Genomic DNA, 18,792 nt, shown 5'->3' on the forward strand with positions numbered 1-18,792 from the left:
AATCCAGCCGCAGTAAAAGCGTCAAACGGCATCGAAAATTTAATGCCGTTTGACCCTGGATGAGTCCCAATCAATGCTGATCTACCGGCCAATGGGGGGCTTGGCAGGTCTCCGCCAGACATATCTTGACTAAGGACGTCGGAAGTTATTCTCCCTTGCAAACGATATTATTTCAATCATTATTTGCTCATATCCTTGTAAGGATTTGCTTATTTTATTTAGGCAGTATCCTGATTTTTTTAGGCGGAAGTCCAATTGTTATTTTGTGTTTCTCTTATTATTATAAGAAATAGCCGAATTTCATTGGTTGGTGCAACATCCAATAAAAATATTGAAACCTTTTAAGGCGCAGTGGTTGTTTATTGTGGATGCGCGATCTTCATCGTTATTTCCGGAAAACCCGGTATGCAGGTCTTTTGTATTTAACGGTCTAGCTAGAGCATGCTCGAATAAATCAGTACCTCATTAGGTTGATTGATATTTAATTTTCTTATTAAGCTGCGCACTGTTATTTATTTTATGAGTGTATCTGTTCTGGTTTTTAGCCAGCGCTATCACACTACCCGGGGGGGATATGATGAAAAATACAAACCTGATAACAAAGTTATTGCTGTCGTTCGGAACGGTTTTACTGTTTACAGCACTGGTTTTGGGCGTAGGGTTCTATAATCTGTCGGCCATGAACAACACCACTCGCGTTATTACGCAGGAAGCTTTTCCGCAGGTGGCGGCTCTGGATATCGTTTCGATACGCACATTCGACAACGGACGACAGTTACGCAATCTGTTCCTGACCACAGATCCTGTCGGGTTTGAAAAAGCGATAAAGAAAGTGGAGGAAAATAGAGATCTTAATGCCAAGGATATGGAAAAACTGGGAAGTTTGCTGAACTCGGATGAGGCTCGCCGCCTGTTCAAGGCCGTCAGTGACCGCCGCGCTGAAATGACGCCGCTTTACGAGCGTGTTTTTTCGTCGGCGCGCGACAAGACCCAGCGCGACCGGGGTATCGAGTTTTTGTTGAAAACCTTTGCACCGGTCAATAACGCCTTCGTCGCTGCCTTGACGGAAATGAGCCAGTATGAAGCGGAGCAGATGCGCGCGTTGACGGACGGCGCAGAGCAAAATTATCTGTCGGCGCGTAACTGGATGGGTCTATTCGGCATCGTCGCATTGCTGGTCAGTATAGGGATCACATGGGTGCTGACGCGCTCTATTTTCGGTCAATTGGGCGGTGAGCCTGCACAGATGCAAGCAGCCGTCAATCAAATCGCGTCCGGTGATTTGACCGTGGCCATTCAATTGCGCGACGGCGATACCACCAGCGCCATGGCCGCGCTGAAAGGCATGATAGATAATTTAAGCGTTACGGTCACGCAAATAGGCGATGCAAGCAACTCACTGGTGCAGGCATCCGAGGAAGTCAGCGGCACCGCGCAGAGCCTGGCGCAAGGCGCGAGCGAACAGGCGGCCAGCGTCGAGCAAACCAGCAGCGCGATGGAACAAATGAGCGCATCGGTGGCGCAAAACGCCGAAAACGCCAAAGCGACCGACGGCATGGCCGCCAAGGCCGCCCAGGAGGCCGGAGAAGGCGGGGAGGCGGTCACGCTCACCGTTGCGGCGATGAAGAGCATTGCCGGCAAGATCAACATCATTGACGAGATCGCCTATCAGACCAACCTGCTGGCGCTCAATGCGGCGATAGAGGCGGCGCGAGCCGGCGAGCACGGCAAGGGCTTTGCCGTGGTGGCTTCCGAAGTGCGCAAGCTGGCGGAGCGCAGCCAGGTGGCTTCACAGGAGATAGGCGAGCTGGCTGTCAGCAGCGTGGATATGGCGGAAAAGGCCGGACATCTGCTGAATGAAATGCTGCCGAGCATTACCAAAACCTCTGATCTGGTGCAGGAAATCACTGCGGCCTCCAATGAGCAGACCGTAGGCATCGATCAAATCAACTCGGCGGTGAACCAGCTTAATCAGCTCACCCAGCACAGCGCCAGCGCTTCCGAAGAACTGGCGGCTACCGCCGAAGAAATGAGCGCGCAGGCCGAACAGCTGCAGGCGCTGATCAGTTTCTTTACCGTGAATAATGGCAATGGCGCGCCTGCAAAAAACCTTGCAAAGGGAAGTGTTACGCCCAGGATAAAAAGTAGGGCTAATAAGGTCAAGGCGCGGGTCGCCGCGCATGAGGCTATCGAAGAAGGCGAGTTTGTGCGGTTTTAGCCGCCGGCCGCTCTTTAAAGTGGAGAATGGAAATATGAACACAATCGTCAAAACCAGTGCGGATAGCACACAGGGTCGCCAGCAATACCTGACATTTACACTGAAAGGAGATGTTTTTGCCATCGGTATCCTTAACATCGAGGAAATCATCGAGTACGGACAATTAACCGAACTGCCGCGTATGCCTTTATTCATCCGCGGCGTCATCGACCTGCGCGGTGCTGCGGTGCCGGTGGTCGATCTTAATGCCTGCTTCGGTAAGGAAAAGAGCACGATAACGCGCCGCAGCTGCATCGTGATAGTCGAAGTCGCGCACGCGGATGAAACCCGTGTTGTCGGAGTGCTGGTCGATGCGGTCAGCGCGGTGCTGGATATTCCGGCTGACGAAATAGAACCCGCTCCCCGCTTTGGTTCAAGTATCAATGCCGATTACATTGCCGGTATGGCGAAGGTCGATGGCAAGTTTGTCGTTGTGTTGAACATCGGTGGGGCGGTTTTGTCTTTGGATGAAGTGGCGCAGGTGGTTACTAGGGACACAGGGGCGCCACCCTTGCTGGAAGCGGCCGCTTAAAGTTGCGGTTCTCTTTGATTCGTCCGCCGCATTGGCCGGATTTTTTCCAGTGCGGTGGGCACGCTTCTTGTGGAGTCAGTTTAAGTGGCGCGGAGGATTTGCGCCGCGCTGGGTTTTCCACAAAACAGGCGTACAAGCCTGTGGAAAACCTGTTTCCTATCCCATTAAGCCGTTCTGAGAGTTAGGGTTGTGCTAATACGCTAGATTTTGAACAGTGTGCGCGTTCCTGTTATCCTGTGAACATGGGTGAAAAGGGCGCTGCAAGCCGCGCAGCACATGGTCAAATTTTTCAAAAGAGCTCATCTTTTCCAATTTCTGTGAGCTTCCCTCGGTTTTTCGTCTACCAGGAGGTCGATATCATGCTAACAGTTTCTCCTGCTGCTGATCAATGAGCCAAGCATCCGGAAACTGGACCGGTGACCTGTAACCCAACGTAGAATGCTGGCGTTTCCGGTTGTAGAGCACTTCAATGTATTCGAATGTCATCAATGTCATCTCATCCCGTGTTTCGTAACGCAGCCCATGCACCCGTTCGTTCCTGAAGCTGTTGAACCAGCTTTCGGCCTGCGCATTGTCCCGGCAATTTCCCTTGCGACTCATCGAACATACCATGCCATTCCTTCAGCTTGCTTTGGAAGGCCTGGCTGGCGTACTGACTTCCACGATCTGCATGGTGCATCAACCCGGATGCCGGCTTCCGGCGGAACCACGCCATGGTCAGTGCATCCGTTACGATATCTGCCGTCATGCGCGGCTTCAGCGACCAGCCGACCATTTCACGGTTGAACAGGTTGAGTACGATTGCCAGATACAGCCAGCCCTCATCCGTCCATGGGTAAGTAATGTCGGATGTCCAAGCCAAGTTCGGCCCCGAAGGCGTGAAGTTCCGATTCAGTAAGTTCGCCGCACCTGGATGCGGGAAATCCACGGCCACGCAACTCTCGCACCATCCTCGGGCTGCCATAAACTCCCTTGAACTCCGCATGGATAGCCTGGATCAGCGCCTGAATCAGCGCATCGGTCAATCGCTTGCGATTCGGTTTGCCGCCATGCTTCCATGAGCGATAGCCACTCACGCCAACATCGAATACCGGCACATCGTATCCAGCCCATAATCCTTGCGTTGCGCATCAATCCAGGCGTACTTCACCGTGTTTCTCTCGCAAAGTACGCCGTCGCTTTTTTTGGAATTTCATTCTCCTGCTTCAGCCGTACGTTCTCGGCACGTAGCCTGGAGAGTTCCATCTGCTCAGTGGTAACTGCCTTGTTGATACCAGCTCCGACCAGCTTCCCGGCTTCGGCGGCCTTGACCCGGTTGCGCAGCGTCTGCTCGATCAGTCCCAGGTCCCTGGCTACCGCTCCAGCCGATTGGCCCGCCTTAACACGCTTGACCGCCAGTTCCTTGAGCTCGGTTGTGTATTCCCGTTTCGATAGCTTCATCTTCTTTCTCCAAAAGTAACGTGAATTTTACGTCACCCTTGGAAGACTATTTTCCGGGGGAAGTTCAAGCGGGTGTAGTTACCAAATCCTGTACTTCAGCAAGTGCGCCGCCTCCGGCCCGATATCGTACAAGCCGCGAATCTGTTTTTCATCGATCAAATCCCGCGGCCTGCCGTCGGCAATCAGGCATCCGTTTTTGAGCATCAGCACTCGCGTGGAAACCAGTTGAGCATGATCGGGATAATGGGTGCTGTGCAGAACGGCATAGCCTTCTTCGCTCAAAGCCTTGAGCCGCGATAGTAACAATAGCTGATTTCCGAAATCCAGGCCACTGACCGGCTCGTCCATGATCAGCGTTTTTGCGCCCTGCGCCAGCGCGCGCGCAATCAGAGCGAGTTGGCGTTCCCCTCCCGAAATTTCGTTATAAGGCCTTGCCGACAAATGCGCGATTCCCATTTTCTGCAGCGCTTGCTCCGCGTGCGCGCGATCTTCTTTCCGGTATGCGCCGAATAGCCCTAGATGAGGCAGCCGTCCCATCAGCACCACATCCGACACGCTAAACGGAAACGCCATGGCATGGTCTTGAGGAACATAGGCCAGTTTTGTCGCTACCTGGCGCGGCTTTAGTTGCGGCAAAGGTTTGCCGTCCAGCAGGACTTGTCCTGAATCGGGCTGCTTTATGCCCAGCAGAATTTTCAACAGCGTGGTTTTTCCGCTACCGTTGGGTCCGAGCAGGGATATCGTTTCACCGTTGCGGAGTTCGAGAGAAATATCCTGCAGCACCGTCCTTGATCGATAGGCGAAGCCAACATGGCGCGCTTCCAGAACGCCGTTCATACCCATCCCTTGCGTATATTGCGCAATACGAGCAGAAACACAGCGATGCCGAGCAATTCGGTGAGCACGCCGATCGGCATCTCCACCGCCAGCCAATCGCGGGCGAGGTCATCGGCAAGCAACAGAAAAATTGCGCCTATCCACGCCGAGGCGGGAAGCAGTACGCGGCAGTTCGTTCCGACGACGAGCCGTGCTATATGAGGCACGATGAGTCCGATCCAGCCGATGGAACCGGCCAGTGCGACCGTCATCGCGCCGATCAGCGTAGCCAGAATTATGGCCGCCATTCTGATTTTTTGTACCGATACTCCGAGACTTTGCGCTTCTTCGTCGCCCATGCTCATCGCATCGAGATATCTGCCCAGTGCTATCAGTCCCAGCATGGCCGCCAATAGAACCGGTGCCAGCGGCCAGACATTATCGGGGTCGGTGTTCGCCAGACTTCCCATCAGCCAGAATACGATAGCCGGCAGCTGGTTATAGGGGTCGGCTGCGTATTTCACCAGCGATAACAGCGCGGAGAACAGCGCCGTACTGATCATGCCGCCCAGCACCAGAAACAGAATTGAGCCGAAACGGTTGACGGCCGCTATCGCCAGCGCGACCAGCACCGCGGCGATTCCGCCGGCGAACGCGGAGATCTGCACCAACAGCCAGTGATCGAACAGCATCATCGCCAAAGCCGCGCCGAACGACGCGCCGGCCAGCACGCCGAGCAGACCCGGCGAAACCAGCGGATTCCGAAATACGGATTGAAATGCCGCGCCGGAAACCGAAAGGGCTGCGCCTATCATCGCCGCAGCGATAATTCTCGGCAGCCGGATATGCAACAAAATATTGTTTACGGTTTGCAAGCGCTCAATGTCTAATTGGCCTGTAAACCCGCCGCAATGGAATTGAACCAGTTGCAGTATATCGTGACAGCTTATCGGATAGCGGCCCAGGGTAAGAGAAAAAAGGACCGTCGCGCACAGCAGTATCGGTAAAGCGGTTTGCAATATCATTTGTGTGCGGGCGGCATGACCTGTTTCAACATGTTTTCATCCAGCTCCACCCGCAGGAACAGGCGGTAAAATTCGCGGATTGCGGCGGGAAGGTCGAGCGGATAGCGTTCAGGGTATAGCAGGTTCGCCAGCCATTGCGCGCCCAATGCGCGCATGAAAGACGGCGGTCTGTCTATCCAATTGAACGGGCGGCGCGGAATCATAATAACTCTACCTTGTTGAACGGCCGCGAGCGCTTTCCAGTTCGGCTCGCCGTATACGCGCTCAAAGAACACCGGTTCCTGTACCAGCAGCACATCGGGCGCCCATGCGATTACCTGCTCCAGGCTGACTTGCTCCATGCCGAAATGACTCTGCGGCCGACAATGGTAAACATTGCGGCCGACCGCGAGTTCCAGGGCTTCGACGTGAAACGATTCATCGCATTCGGTATTCAATCCGGCGGCTCCTTCCGCGTAGTAAATAGACACCCGTTGCGGTGCAGGTAGTTGTTCGCGCAATTGTTTCAGGCTGTCCAGGGCTTTTTCTATATAACGCGCCAGCGTTTCGGCGCGTTCGCGGCGATTCAGCGCATTGCCCAGAAAACGCAGCGCAGCCGGATATTCATCAAGGCGATTCAGCCGTATCGTCGCCGTCGCGATGCCGGCCAAGGCCAGTTTTTTCTTTTGATGGCTCATATCGAGCATGCCGTCGTCCCACAATATCGCGAGCTGAGGCGCCAGCTTGAATATCTCTTCCAGATTAGGCGTTTGGCCATGTCCCACCCAGCCGCCAAGTACCGGAAGATTACGGGCAACCGGTAAGATAAACGCCTCGTCCCCTTGCGTATAGGGAAGGTTGACGCCGATCAGCAGAGAAGGATCGATGGCGTAAATCAATGCGGTCACCGGTGGAGAGGTTCCCCAGACGCGTTCTATTTTTTCAGGAATTTTTACAGCGCTTCCTGATGAGTCGGTCAGTTCACGGGCCTGCGACGGGGCGCATTGAAAAGTAGCGAGCAGGCATATGCAAAAAAAAAGGAATTTTATATTGTTGAACATGGCAGATTACTTCCACACGAAAAACAAAGGGATAAAAGATGACTGGACTGCATGTAATTTATTATGCGAAATATCACGATTGATATTACGCTATCGCGAATAACGCCGCAATTATAAAAAAACAATAAAATACATACAGTTTGCCTGTTCGTAAGGTATACTCACGCGCGGATACGCGTTTATCCTAATTCAACGAATATCTGCGTCCAGCAGAAAGACTATCTGGAGATTACCGTGGTTAAGAACGCTTGCAAACGTCTGATTGACACTGTGTTCGATCTATTGCGAACCAATATCGCGCGACTGAACGAAAAAATTTCGCCTGTCGCTTCCAAAACCAGGGGACGGGTGCAGGAATCGTGGGCGGAGGCCGAAACCATTGCGCAGGGACTCAAGGTCAGCGCGGAACAACAGGTTGCCGATGCTTATGATAAGGCCGTACATCTGACCGACAGCGTCAGTCAGCAGGCGGCGGAAATTCTGGAAGAATCAAAGGAAAAGCTGGAGGAAGCCGTTGAGGAAATCAAGCAATCCTCCGAACAGATCGTGGCTGAAGTCAAGACGCGAACCTCCAAGGTTTCCCCGGCCAAAAAACCTGTAGCCGCCAAGGCGGCGGCGAGTTCGGCAAGCAATGTATCGGCAACGAAAACCGCCAAAGCACCCGCGGAAACAATTACCACTACGGCAAAACCCAGGAAAACTGCGGCGCGCAAGAAGCCCAAAGCGGAATAAACATCAACGCAGGCTACCCAGCCCCAACCAGCGGGGCTGGGCAATTATTCCTTTCTGCCGACATAAAGATCGGTGATTGATCCGTCTATCATTTCCGCAGCAAATGCGAATGTTTCGGAGAGCGTGGGATGAGGATGAACCGTCAGCGCGATATCCTCGGCATCCGCTCCCATTTCGAGAGCCAGCACCGCTTCCGCAATCAGTTCGCCCGCATTCGGACCGACCATGCCTGCACCCAATATCCTTCCGCTTTCCTTGTCGCATAACAGCTTGGTAATTCCCTCGCGGCGGCCGATGCCGATCGCGCGCCCGCTGGCCGCCCAAGGGAACGCACCTTTTTCGAATGCGATGCCCTGTTGAACCAGCTGAACCTCGGTCTGTCCCATCCACGCTATTTCCGGGTCGGTATAAGCGACCGATGGTATGGTCAAGGCCTGAAATGCCGACGGCTTTCCTGCTATCACTTCGGCCGCCACCTTGCCTTCATGCGTTGCTTTATGAGCGAGCATCGGGTTGCCCACCACGTCGCCGATAGCAAAAATATGCGGGACGCTGGTGCGCTGGCGGTCATCGACAGGAATAAATCCGCGCTCATCTACATGCACGCCCGCTTTTTCCGCAGCTATGGTTTTGCCGGACGGATTGCGCCCCACGGCGACCAGAACGCGATCGAACAGTTCCGACTCAGGCGCGCCGGCGCCTTCGAAGAAGGCCAGCAAGCCTTCCGGCCTGGCTTCGATGCGGCTGACTTTGGTTTCCAGACGTATGTTTTCATACTGCTTTTGAATACGCTGATGCAAAGGCTTGACCAGATCCTTGTCGCAACCGGGAATCAGTTGGTCGGACAGCTCCACCACGGTGACTTTGGAGCCCAACGCGTGATAAACGTTAGCCATTTCCAGACCGATGATGCCTCCGCCGACCACCAGCAATTTGGCGGGTATGTCAGCCAATTCCAGCGCGCCGGCGGAGTCCATCAATCGAGGATCTTCATAAGGGAAGCCGGGGATTTTAACCGCCCTGGAGCCTACCGCAATAATCGCGTTATCGAAACCGATGCGTTGTTCGCCGTCAGCGGTCTGCACCGCCAGCAAACGCTCGGAGACAAACTGGCCGGTTCCGGTCACCACGGTGACCTGACGCTGCTTCGCCAAACCGGCCAAACCGGTATTCAGCGTTTTGACAACACGTTGCCGCCAGGCGCGGATTTTTTCCAGATCGAGTTCCGGTTTGCCGAAGGTAACGCCCAGCGGCGCGGATTCTTCCGCTTCATTAATTATTTTCGCCAGGTGCAGCAGCGCCTTGGAAGGAATGCATCCGACATTCAGACAGACGCCGCCGAGCACCGGGTAGCGCTCGACCAGAACCACTTTTTTCCCCAGATCGGCGGCGCGAAAAGCGGCGGTATATCCACCGGGTCCGCCGCCCAGCACCAGCACTTCAGCATGTGTGTCAGTCATAATGATTTTCTTGATTGCGTTATGGAAACACGGATTTAATCCTTCGACAGGCTCAGGATGAACGGCAAGTTCAAAGCAATACGCGCCGGATATCGCCGAGCGTGCGCGCCAGCAACGCGCAGAAACGCGCGGCTTCGGCTCCGTCGATGACGCGATGATCGTAGGACAGCGACAGCGGCAGCATCAGGCGCGGCGCCCAGGCGCCGTCCTGCCAGACCGGGCGCGTCTGCGCGCGGCAAACGCCCAGTATCGCCACTTCCGGCGCGTTGATAATCGGCGTGAAACCGACGCCGCCGATACCGCCAAGGCTGGATATGGTAAATGTGCCGCCCTGCATTTCAGTGGTTTTGAGCTTCCTAGCGCGCGCGCGCTGTCCAAAGTCGGTCAACGTGGACGCCAGTTCGAAAACGCCCTTCCGGTCGGCATCGCGCAGCACCGGCACCACCAGCCCGTCGGGCGTATCGACCGCCACGCCGATATGGAAGTAGTCCTTAAGAATCAGCTCGGTTCCGTTGTTGCCCAATGAGGAATTAAAGGAAGGGTAGGCCTTGAGCGTGACGATCAGCGCCTTGATCAACAACGGCAGCAAGGTGACGTTGACGCCCTGTTTTTCGGCTTCGCCCTTGATGGAGCGGCGGAAAGCTTCCAGTTCGGTGATATCGGCTTCTTCATGATGCGTAACGTGCGGAATACCGACCCAGTTGCGATGCAGATTCGCGCCCGACAACTTTTTGATGTTCGACAGCGCTTGCGCTCTGACCGGTCCGAAACGCGAATAATCGATATCCGGCAATGCGGGGAAATTAAGGCCCACGCCGGAGCCGCCGCTCCGCTCCGCGCTTTGCAGGCGCGCCTTGATATAGGATTGCACGTCCTGTTTGAGGATACGCCTTTTCGGACCGCTGCCATTAATGAGACCGACGTCAGCCCCCAGCTCTCTGGCGAAAGCCCGGACCGCCGGGCTGGCATGCGGGATTCTGCCTTTTGTAACCGCTGCGCCGGCTTCCTGCACCGGCGCTTGCGCGACAGGTTCGGGACGCGCTGCAATCGTTTCCGGCGTTTTTGGCGTCTCTGCTGCTGCGATTTCGGAGACGGGCGCTGTCGCAGGTTTTATTGTTTCAGCCGCTGCCGGCGCGCCCGTTTCTTCGAGCGTCAATGTCAGGATCGCGCTGCCTTGACTGACCTTGTCGCCCAGTTTGACAGCCAGCGCGACGACCTTGCCGGCGTAAGGCGAGGGTATTTCCATTGCCGCCTTGTCGCTCTCCAAGGTTATCAGAGAGTCTTCCGCCTTGATGCTGTCGCCTATCGCGACCAGTATTTCTATGATTTCAACGTCCTTGTAACCACCGATATCCGGTACTTCTATGATCTTTTCGCTGGCCATGCCGTATCGACTCCTCAGGCAGTTAGCGGGTTGGGTTTGTCGGAACTGATGCCGTAGCGCGCCATCGATTCCTTGACTTTGCTGACCGGAATATCGCCCTGATCGGCAAGCGCCTTGAGCGCGGTAATCGCAATAAAATAACGGTCCACTTCGAAAAACTTCCTCAGTTCCAGCCTGCGGTCGCTGCGTCCGTAGCCGTCCGTACCCAACACGGTGTACGGTTTGTTCAAATAGGGACGAATCTGGTCCGCCACAGCGCGTATGTAATCGGTAGCGGCCACCACCGGGCCTTTTTCCGACGCGAAACAGGTTTCGACGTAGCTGGATCGGCGTTGTTCGTCCGGATGCAGCAGATTCCAGCGTTCCTGCTCGACGCCGTCGCGGTGCAATTCGCTGAAGCTGGTGGCGCTCCATACGTTAACCTTGATGCCATGATCGGTGCTCAACAGCTCGGCCGCTGCTATGCATTCGCGCAGGATCGCACCGCTGCCGATCAGTTGCAGCGCTGCGTTGGCGCCATGATCGTGATCGGCCAGTTTGTATAGTCCGCGCAAAACACCTTCCGCGCTGCCGGCCGGCATTTCCGGGTGAGCGTGATTTTCGTTCATCACCGTGATGTAGTAGAAGATGTTTTCACCTTCCTGATACATTCTGCGCAAGCCGTCCTGCACGATTACCGCAAGTTCATACGCGAAAGCCGGATCGTAGGCCACGCAGTTCGGTATGAACGACATCGCCATATGGCTTTGACCGTCCTGATGCTGCAAACCTTCGCCCGCCAGCGTGGTTCTGCCGGCGGTGCCGCCCATCAGAAAACCGCGCGCCTGCATGTCGCCTGCGGCCCACATCAGATCGCCGACGCGCTGGTAACCGAACATCGAGTAGAAAATGTAGAACGGAATCATTTGCACATTGTGGTTGCTGTAGGCAGTGCCTGCGGCTATCCACGACGACATCGCACCCGCTTCGCAGATGCCCTCCTGCAGCAATTGCCCGGTTTTTTCCTCGCGATAATACATGATCTGGTCGGCGTCTTCCGGGGTATAAAGTTGTCCGACCGAAGAATAGATCGCGTATTGCCTGAACAAACCGTCCATGCCGAAGGTGCGCGCCTCGTCGGCAACGATGGGAACCAGATACTTACCGATTTTCTTGTCGCGCAGCAGGCCGGTCAATATGCGCACAAAAGCCATGGTCGTGGACATTTCGCGGTCGCTGGCTTTCAGCAACGCATCGAACACGCTCAAATCGGGTACCTGCAGCAGCGGCGCGTCACGGCGGCGCGACGGCAGATAGCCGCCCAGCGCGCGGCGGTGTTCGTGCAGGTACTGGATTTCGGGGCTGTCCTCCGGCGGTCTGAAGAACGGCGTTTCGGCAATTTTATCGTCCGGGATAGGCACGTCGAAGCGATCGCGGAAAGCCTTCAGCGCCGCCTCATCCATTTTTTTCTGCTGGTGCGTGGTCATCAGTCCTTCGCCGGCGCTGCCCATGCCGTACCCTTTAACGGTCTTGGCCAGAATCACGGTCGGCTGTCCTGTGTGATGAACCGCTGCATGGTAGGCCGCGTAGATTTTGTGCGGGTCGTGGCCGCCGCGATCCAGGCGGTAGATGTCGTCGTTCGACATATGCGCGACCATTTCCAGCAGTTCAGGGTATTTGCCGAAGAAATGCTCGCGCGTATACGCGCCGCCCTTGGCCTTGCAGGCCTGATATTCGCCGTCGACGGCTTCTTCCATGCGCTTCTGCAAAAATCCGTCCTTGTCGCGCGCCAGCAGCGGGTCCCAGTGCGAACCCCAGATCACCTTGATTACATTCCAGCCGGCCCCGCGGAATTCCGCTTCCAGCTCCTGGATGATTTTACCGTCGCCGCGTACCGGGCCGTCCAGTCGCTGCAGATTGCAGTTGATTACAAAGATCAGATTATCGAGTTTTTCACGGCCGGCCAGACTGATTGCGCCCAGCGATTCCGGCTCGTCCATTTCTCCGTCGCCCATGAAGGCCCAGACTTTACGCCCTGCCGTTTCCAGGATGCCGCGATCCTGCAAATATTTCATGAAGCGCGCCTGATAGATGGCCATGATCGGCCCCAGTCCCATGGACACGGTCGGGAACTGCCAGAAGTCAGGCATCAGCCACGGATGCGGGTAGGACGATAAACCGCCGCCGCCGACTTCGCGCCGGAAGCGGCTCAGATGCTCTTCATTCAGGCGCCCTTCGAGGAAGGCTCTGGCATAAATGCCGGGAGAAGAGTGACCCTGAAAGAAAACCAGATCGCCGCCATGATCGGGGCAGGGTGCGTGGAAGAAATGATTGAACCCTACTTCGTAAAGGGTCGCGGAAGATGCGAAACTGGCTATGTGTCCGCCATATTCGCTGGATATCTTGTTTGCCTGCACCACCATGGCCATTGCATTCCAGCGTATCCATGAGCGCAGGCGTTGCTCGACTTCACCGTCGCCGGGGTGTCTGGCCTGCTTGTGAACCGGTATGGTGTTGATATAAGCCGTGTTGGCTTTGTAGGGTAGATTGGCGCCGGAACGGCGCGCCTTATCGACCAGGCGCTCGATAATATAATGAGCCCGTTCTATGCCTTCGGCTTCAATCACCGCCTCAAGGGCGTCAAGCCACTCGCGGGTTTCCATGGAGTCGATATCATCGTTGCCGTTAACGGGGGCGGTCACCTGCGAATGTGCTGCCGTCATAAAATCACCTAAGCCTCTTCCTCGTTGGAATTATTGTTTCTGCTGCGTTGCGGCGGGCGGGGCCTGCGCCGTTAGACCCGGTATTGTCGCACATCAGCGGAAAAGTGATAGTATCGATCGCGCCGCCTGTTCCGGATTTTTTTGTCCGAACACGCCGTCGACGACAGCCAGCAGTCCCGCGCCCGCCGCTATCAGATCCGCGCCGTTTGCCGCCGTAATGCCGCCGATGGCGACTATAGGCGCATTGAACAGGCTGCGCGCAACGCTCAGCGTAGCCGGATTGGCGCACGGTGCGAGCGGTTTGGTCTGAGAGGGGAAAAAGCGTCCGAATGCGAGATAATCCGCGCCCTGAGCGCTTGCTTCGGCGGCGCGTTCCAGCGAGTCGTAGCAGGATGCCCCGACAATAGCCGAAGCGCCCAACAACTTGCGGGCCTGCGATACCGGCATATCGTCCTTGCCGAGATGTACGCCGTCCGCGCCGATTTTTTGGGCCAGTACGATATTGTCGTTGATGATGAGGGGGATACCTGCCTCGCGGCATACCGCCAGCAGTTGTGCGGCCACGACTTCGTCCTGCCTCGATTTGGCCCGGTACTGAACGACGCCCGCGCCTCCGGCGATCACGGCGCGCACAGAATCAATCAATAACTGTGCTTCGACTGCAATATCGGGCGTGACCGCATATAGACCCGACGCAGGAAAAGCATTTAAGACAGTAGACACGAGGATAAACTCAGTCGGCAGCGGCAGGGAAAACGCTGTCCAGCAAGCGGGATATCCACAAGCCGGCCAGCATCGCCGCTATAAAAACGCCTGTTTCCAGCGCGCCTGGCAAGGCCACCAGCGCCGCGCCGGGACAATAGCCCGATAAGCCCCATCCTATGCCGAATAGCGCGGAACCGGTTATCAGTCGCCCGCTGATCCGGGTTGCAGCCGGCAAATCGAACCGTTCCGCCAGTAACGGTTTTCCTGAACGAAACAGCAGGCGATAGGCGGGTAAGGTAACGCCGATAGCGCCCGCCATTACCAAAAGCAATGCGGGATTCCAGTTTCCGGTAATATCCAGAAACGCGAGTACCACCGACGGCTGAGCCATGCCGCTCAATGCCAGCCCGAAAGCGAAAAGCGCGCCGGTCAAAAAAGTTATCAAAAGTTTTTTCATGGAATCCATTTGCTGAATCAAAAGCTTTCTTATAGTCGTTTTACGATCCAAACCGTCAGCATGCTGGTCGTCATGAAGGTAATTGTCGCAACGATGGATCGCGACGACAAACGGCTGATTCCGCAGACGCCGTGGCCGCTGGTGCAGCCGTTGGCGCGGGCGGCTCCATAACCGACCAGCAGGCCGGAAACAATATAAAGGCCCGGTGAAGCCGGATGCGCAATCTCGAGCAAGGCCGGCGCAAACAGTTTGACCAGTATACCTACGGCCAGCACACCGGCCAGAAAGGCCCAACGCCATGGCCTCTCGGCCGCATCGTGGTGGAAAGCGTTTCTGATAATGCCGGTTACGCCCAGTATTTTTCCGTGCAGGCCCATCAGCAATGCGGCTGATATGCCGATCAGCACGCCGCCGGCCAAGGCGTTGATAAAAGGATGCAATGATAACATGGGAGGATTTTTTCTCCGGAAGCAGATTGCTTCTGTTTCTTTATAAGGTGACTACAATTTATAACCAAAAATGATTTTGAACAAGGGTGAACAGAAAACACATCGGTTAGCCCAACCGCACGAAGCGTTCCATCGCTTCTTTCAGCTCGTTATCCAATCCGAGAGCGGCAATCTGGTTGGCCAAACAGCCGCGCATTTCTTCCCAAGGCTTGACACTGTCGAGCCCATGTTGCTTGCTGAGCCAAATACAGATACGGTTGAGCGTTTTTTTCCCGTCCAGGATACGGGTCAAACGTTCCCAGTTTTTATCGGATTCCTGATGATTTTCATGAAACGAAGATATTTTGCCGATATCCGTTTCAAGGTAGGAATAGCTTTTGCCCGGTAGTTTGCTGTTGAGATGGGTTCCGATTTTTTCTTTAAGCCGTTGACCGGAACTGTCCAGACCAAACCCTGGTTTGGGTGACTTTTCGTTTTGACTCATCATGAACGTTGTCAACGCGGTGAGACCGACCAAATCTTCTTCATGTTGATTCAATAAGGTTTGGCTATCGATCATTGGCTGTGCGCGTAAATCTCGTCGCCTGACTTCTGCGGCGAAAGCTTCCGGTCGCAACAAATAGTTTTCCAGCTCCCAGCGGCGCAACACATGGATAAAATCATACGGCTGTGCTGCTTCGAAGTCTGCGTCGTCGGTTTCCCAAAAAATCCCGGTTTTTCCATCGGACAGCAAGGTGTCGCGATCGACGATACCGAACGCATTCAATCTTTGACTTCGTGCATCTTCAACCTTTTGCCGTACGGCATTGCAACCGCCGCCACCTATACTGCCATCTTCCGCGCTCTCGAAACGCAGTTTATTCTGATAACGCGGAAACCAATGATCGCGGAAAATGCTGACGTCTTCCTCCGACTCCATGATGACCTTGATACCGGATTCATATTTATCGTCGAGCATTGCGACGGGCGCACTTTTAAAACTGGACATTTATACTCCCGCTTGTCCTGTAAACTCATTCATTTCGATCAACTCGCCGCCCAGATACAAGCCTTCACGCACGATATCCATTCCTGCAGCAAAACGTCTGAGCAGTTCGCTCAAGTGCGTAGTCATGATAATCGTGAAACTGGGATGCTCGAGCGCGAGATCTTCCAGCGCGTTATACAAACGGTGAGCCCAGAGAATATGCAGGTGCGTATCCATTTCGTTGATCAGAATAATCGTGTTGGCGGTCGCATGCGCGCCGATGCGAAGAAACAGATGCGCGAGGCTCTTTTCTCCGCTGCTCAGCCGATCCATTCGATGCGTTTCGCCGTCGCCAGCATCGATCAGCGCTTCAGGCGGCACTTTACGCACGCTTTTCAGCATCTTGGGCGTGCCGTCGAATATTTGTTCGTTAATCAGCTTCTGGGCGGTTTCGAACGAACCGTTATCCAGCCATTTCATCCAGACCACCAGATTGTCCAGCGAGTTTTCCCACAGGGTGTTATGCGCTTCGAAGGCGTGCAGCGGCGCGTAGTTCCAATGCTGCGGCTGACTGATACTGCGCACATCGGATAAAGCAGCTTGCCCCAAACCGGGGTGGTCGTTACTGATCGGAGGAATATCGCGATAAGCGGAAAAGTACAGTACCGTTGGCAGGTGGAAGCTGGGCTGAAGGAAATGTTCATTGATAGCCTCTCCGCTGCCGGCCCGTATTGCGGCGGAAACATCCTGCAACAACTCGTCCTGCCGCGATGCGACAGATTGATAACGACCGGTTACCGAACTGCGGAAACCGGTGCGATGCCAGCTTTCGGCTTCGAATTGGCCTAATTCGCTATCCGTTCAGGACTTAAGAAAAACTTCTTCGCCCAGCATACCGGCAACAACGGACAGCACTACGGCGCGAATTCGTCCCTGCCAGCGTAACCGTACCCGGAAATCCAGTTGCGCGCGTCCGCCTTTGCGGTCCAGATCTTCATGTCCGTAGCTGGATATCTCGGTTTTACCGAGCAAATCGGCCAGACAGCAAAAAATCTCCAACGCGGTCGTCTTGCCGAGACCGTTGGCCGAAACCATCATGAAGAAATTGCACGGGTGTTTATCCTTATCGGTAAAGTCGATGGTATGAAAGTTTCTGAACGGGCCGATACGGTCCAGCGTTAAAAACAGCGGCTTGAATTCGTAGATTTCCGGTTCGTTCATTGCGAGTACCCCGCTATCCTGAGTTTACTGCATTGTGAAGTGCTTGATCGCGCGCGCGATTTCGCTGTCGCCGATTTTTGCGCCGTGTACCCGCACAGGTTCCGGCCTATCGGTCAATTTAACCAGCATATCGCCTTTCCCGAGCAAAGCTTCGGCGCCTTTTTCATCGAGAATGATTGATGACTCGGTATGTTTCTGTACACGTAGCGCGATTCGAACAGGAATATTACTGCGAAGCAAGCCACTAAACGTATTGGAATCCGGCCGTTGCGTGGCAAGCACCAGATGGATGCCGGCGGAGCGTGCTTTCTGGGCCAGTCGCAGTCGCACCAGCGGCGCTTCCAGTTCGCGAGGTTGCATGAATAAATCCGCAAGCTCTTCCACTACCAATACAATACGCGGCAGCGCGGTTTGCAGGGTCGCTTCGTCAATATTCCTGGCGCCCATTTCGGCAAACAGCCGGTTTCTGGACTCCATTTTTTCAACCAGAGTATTCAGTATCTCGGCGGCATCGACCACCGAAGTTGCTACGGTGCGGCCGAACAGGTTCGGAATTTTACCGTAGGCATTCAATTCCGTGCCTTTCGGATCGATCAGCGCTAAACGCAACTGTTTGGGCGTCAGCGTCGCAAGCAGCGATACCAGCAGGCTGTGCAGACAAACGGTTTTTCCACTGCCGGTCGCACCGGCAATCCGCATATGCGGAGCGGCTGCCAAATCCATGGCTACGTCGTCGCCCAACAGAGACGCGCCCAGCCACAACGGCAGTTTTTCGGCGCGCGGCTGCTCCGCCCAGTCGAACAAACGCCCCGGTAAAACCGTTTTCCAGCGTTCCGGCGGGCGCGGTATGTCAATATCGGCCACCCCGGCTTCATTATCGACAGTCAGCATTACGCTGTCGTCGGGTACGCTCAGTCGAAAAGCAATTTTGGACAACCCTTTCCTGAGCGTATCCAAGTGATTGATATTCGACAGATAAAGCGAAAAGCGATCCACACGGATGCCTTGGCGCGATTGCCGGATTTCTGCCGTGACGCCGATTTCGGTTAATGCTTCTCGCAGTATGTCCGCGTCGACATCAGTACCGCTATCTCCAGGGCTTAGCTGCGCATCTGCAAGCAACTCTTCGCGCAACCAATTGGCGAAGCTATGGTTGCGGCTCCAGCTGGTGCGTATTTCACGTAGCCCTCGTCGGACATGGCGTTGCAGTAAACGGACATAACGAGATTCAGATGCGAACAGGTCTTCATCGTGATAGGCGCTCAATAATGCGCGAACCGCATCGTCGAAGTCCCGAAGAGCCTGCGTTGCCTCGTTTTTTCCTCGGCCGGTCACTTGTTCAAGTGAATAGTTGGAACCTTTGGTTGATGAGTGAATCGTATCGAACTCTGATTCCGGTTGGGTTTCCATGCGCAAAGACTTGGCTAAAGCCAAGCGTAATACACGGTATTTTGGCGCTTTATATGTGCGAAAGCCATAGACCAATACCTGGTCAATGATAACTTCATCTTCATGGCTGGTATATATATCAGCCATGGACTGTCTCTGTCTTACGTTTAATCGGCACCGCGCACGCTGCCTCACCAGATGGATTGAGCAAATGAA

16 protein-coding genes and 1 pseudogene are annotated in these 18,792 nt (G+C 54.9%); 3 read left to right on the top strand and 14 right to left on the bottom strand.

The genetic code is table 11. From position 1 onward, the window contains the following. The first annotated feature begins 574 nt into the window (after positions 1-574). On the top strand, positions 575-2,218 hold the full coding sequence (locus F6R98_RS01925; protein WP_153247514.1) for a methyl-accepting chemotaxis protein: 1,644 nt from the start codon (positions 575-577) through the stop codon (positions 2,216-2,218). Positions 2,219-2,252: 34 nt separating this feature from the next. Beyond that, on the top strand, positions 2,253-2,789 hold the full coding sequence (locus tag F6R98_RS01930; RefSeq protein WP_153247515.1) for a chemotaxis protein CheW: 537 nt from the start codon (positions 2,253-2,255) through the stop codon (positions 2,787-2,789). Between the two features lie 357 nt (positions 2,790-3,146). Here F6R98_RS01930 and F6R98_RS01935 read toward each other — a convergent pair. From F6R98_RS01935 to F6R98_RS01950, 4 genes and pseudogenes are all read right to left on the bottom strand, one after another. Then, positions 3,147-4,229, bottom strand: a pseudogene (locus F6R98_RS01935) (IS3 family transposase). Between the two features lie 78 nt (positions 4,230-4,307). Beyond that, on the bottom strand, positions 4,308-5,066 hold the full coding sequence (locus F6R98_RS01940; protein WP_153247516.1) for an ABC transporter ATP-binding protein: 759 nt from the start codon (positions 5,064-5,066) through the stop codon (positions 4,308-4,310). Next, the gene (locus F6R98_RS01945; protein ID WP_153247517.1) at positions 5,063-6,070 is read right to left on the bottom strand and encodes a FecCD family ABC transporter permease; all 1,008 of its coding nucleotides are present in this window, start codon (positions 6,068-6,070) and stop codon (positions 5,063-5,065) included. Before F6R98_RS01945 ends, F6R98_RS01940 begins: the two co-directional genes overlap by 4 nt. After that, a complete protein-coding gene (locus tag F6R98_RS01950) occupies positions 6,067-7,110 on the bottom strand; it encodes an ABC transporter substrate-binding protein (protein WP_153247518.1) in 1,044 nt (347 codons plus the stop codon). Before F6R98_RS01950 ends, F6R98_RS01945 begins: the two co-directional genes overlap by 4 nt. A gap of 234 nt (positions 7,111-7,344) precedes the next feature. Between F6R98_RS01950 and F6R98_RS01955 the strand changes: the two genes are divergently transcribed. Continuing rightward, on the top strand, positions 7,345-7,842 hold the full coding sequence (locus F6R98_RS01955) for a hypothetical protein (protein WP_153247519.1): 498 nt from the start codon (positions 7,345-7,347) through the stop codon (positions 7,840-7,842). 44 nt (positions 7,843-7,886) lie between these two features. On the opposite strand, the gene lpdA is transcribed toward F6R98_RS01955, so the two are convergent. The 10 genes from lpdA to F6R98_RS02000 all read right to left on the bottom strand — a co-directional run bounded on the left by lpdA (position 7,887) and on the right by F6R98_RS02000 (position 18,723). Further along, positions 7,887-9,302, bottom strand: coding sequence for a dihydrolipoyl dehydrogenase (gene lpdA / locus F6R98_RS01960; protein WP_153247520.1), 1,416 nt, complete (start codon positions 9,300-9,302; stop codon positions 7,887-7,889). A gap of 70 nt (positions 9,303-9,372) precedes the next feature. After that, positions 9,373-10,686 (bottom strand): dihydrolipoyllysine-residue acetyltransferase, encoded by a 1,314-nt coding sequence (locus F6R98_RS01965; RefSeq protein ID WP_153247521.1) that lies wholly within the window; start codon positions 10,684-10,686, stop codon positions 9,373-9,375. 14 nt (positions 10,687-10,700) lie between these two features. Then, positions 10,701-13,388 carry a pyruvate dehydrogenase (acetyl-transferring), homodimeric type gene (gene aceE / locus F6R98_RS01970; protein WP_153247522.1) on the bottom strand — a complete coding sequence of 896 codons (2,688 nt, stop codon included), beginning with the start codon at positions 13,386-13,388 and terminating at the stop codon, positions 10,701-10,703. Positions 13,389-13,481: 93 nt separating this feature from the next. Further along, complete coding sequence (gene thiE / locus F6R98_RS01975; protein ID WP_228125040.1) at positions 13,482-14,111, bottom strand: thiamine phosphate synthase; 630 nt, start codon at positions 14,109-14,111, stop codon at positions 13,482-13,484. 10 nt (positions 14,112-14,121) lie between these two features. Further along, positions 14,122-14,550 (bottom strand): DUF6691 family protein, encoded by a 429-nt coding sequence (locus tag F6R98_RS01980; protein WP_153247524.1) that lies wholly within the window; start codon positions 14,548-14,550, stop codon positions 14,122-14,124. 29 nt (positions 14,551-14,579) lie between these two features. Then, entirely contained in the window at positions 14,580-14,999 is a 420-nt protein-coding gene (locus F6R98_RS01985) for a YeeE/YedE family protein (RefSeq protein ID WP_194270095.1), read from the bottom strand. 106 nt (positions 15,000-15,105) lie between these two features. Next, positions 15,106-15,987 (bottom strand): hypothetical protein, encoded by an 882-nt coding sequence (locus F6R98_RS01990; RefSeq protein ID WP_153247525.1) that lies wholly within the window; start codon positions 15,985-15,987, stop codon positions 15,106-15,108. Beyond that, complete coding sequence (locus tag F6R98_RS21800) at positions 15,988-16,719, bottom strand: AAA family ATPase (RefSeq protein ID WP_228125041.1); 732 nt, start codon at positions 16,717-16,719, stop codon at positions 15,988-15,990. A gap of 108 nt (positions 16,720-16,827) precedes the next feature. Further along, positions 16,828-17,187, bottom strand: coding sequence for a sbcc family protein (locus F6R98_RS21805; RefSeq protein WP_228125042.1), 360 nt, complete (start codon positions 17,185-17,187; stop codon positions 16,828-16,830). 24 nt (positions 17,188-17,211) lie between these two features. Then, complete coding sequence (locus F6R98_RS02000) at positions 17,212-18,723, bottom strand: FtsK/SpoIIIE domain-containing protein (RefSeq protein WP_153247526.1); 1,512 nt, start codon at positions 18,721-18,723, stop codon at positions 17,212-17,214. Positions 18,724-18,792 lie beyond the last annotated feature (69 nt).

It is taken from the genome of Candidatus Methylospira mobilis (assembly GCF_009498235.1).
In the GTDB taxonomy this organism is placed as follows: domain Bacteria; phylum Pseudomonadota; class Gammaproteobacteria; order Methylococcales; family Methylococcaceae; genus Methylospira; species Methylospira mobilis.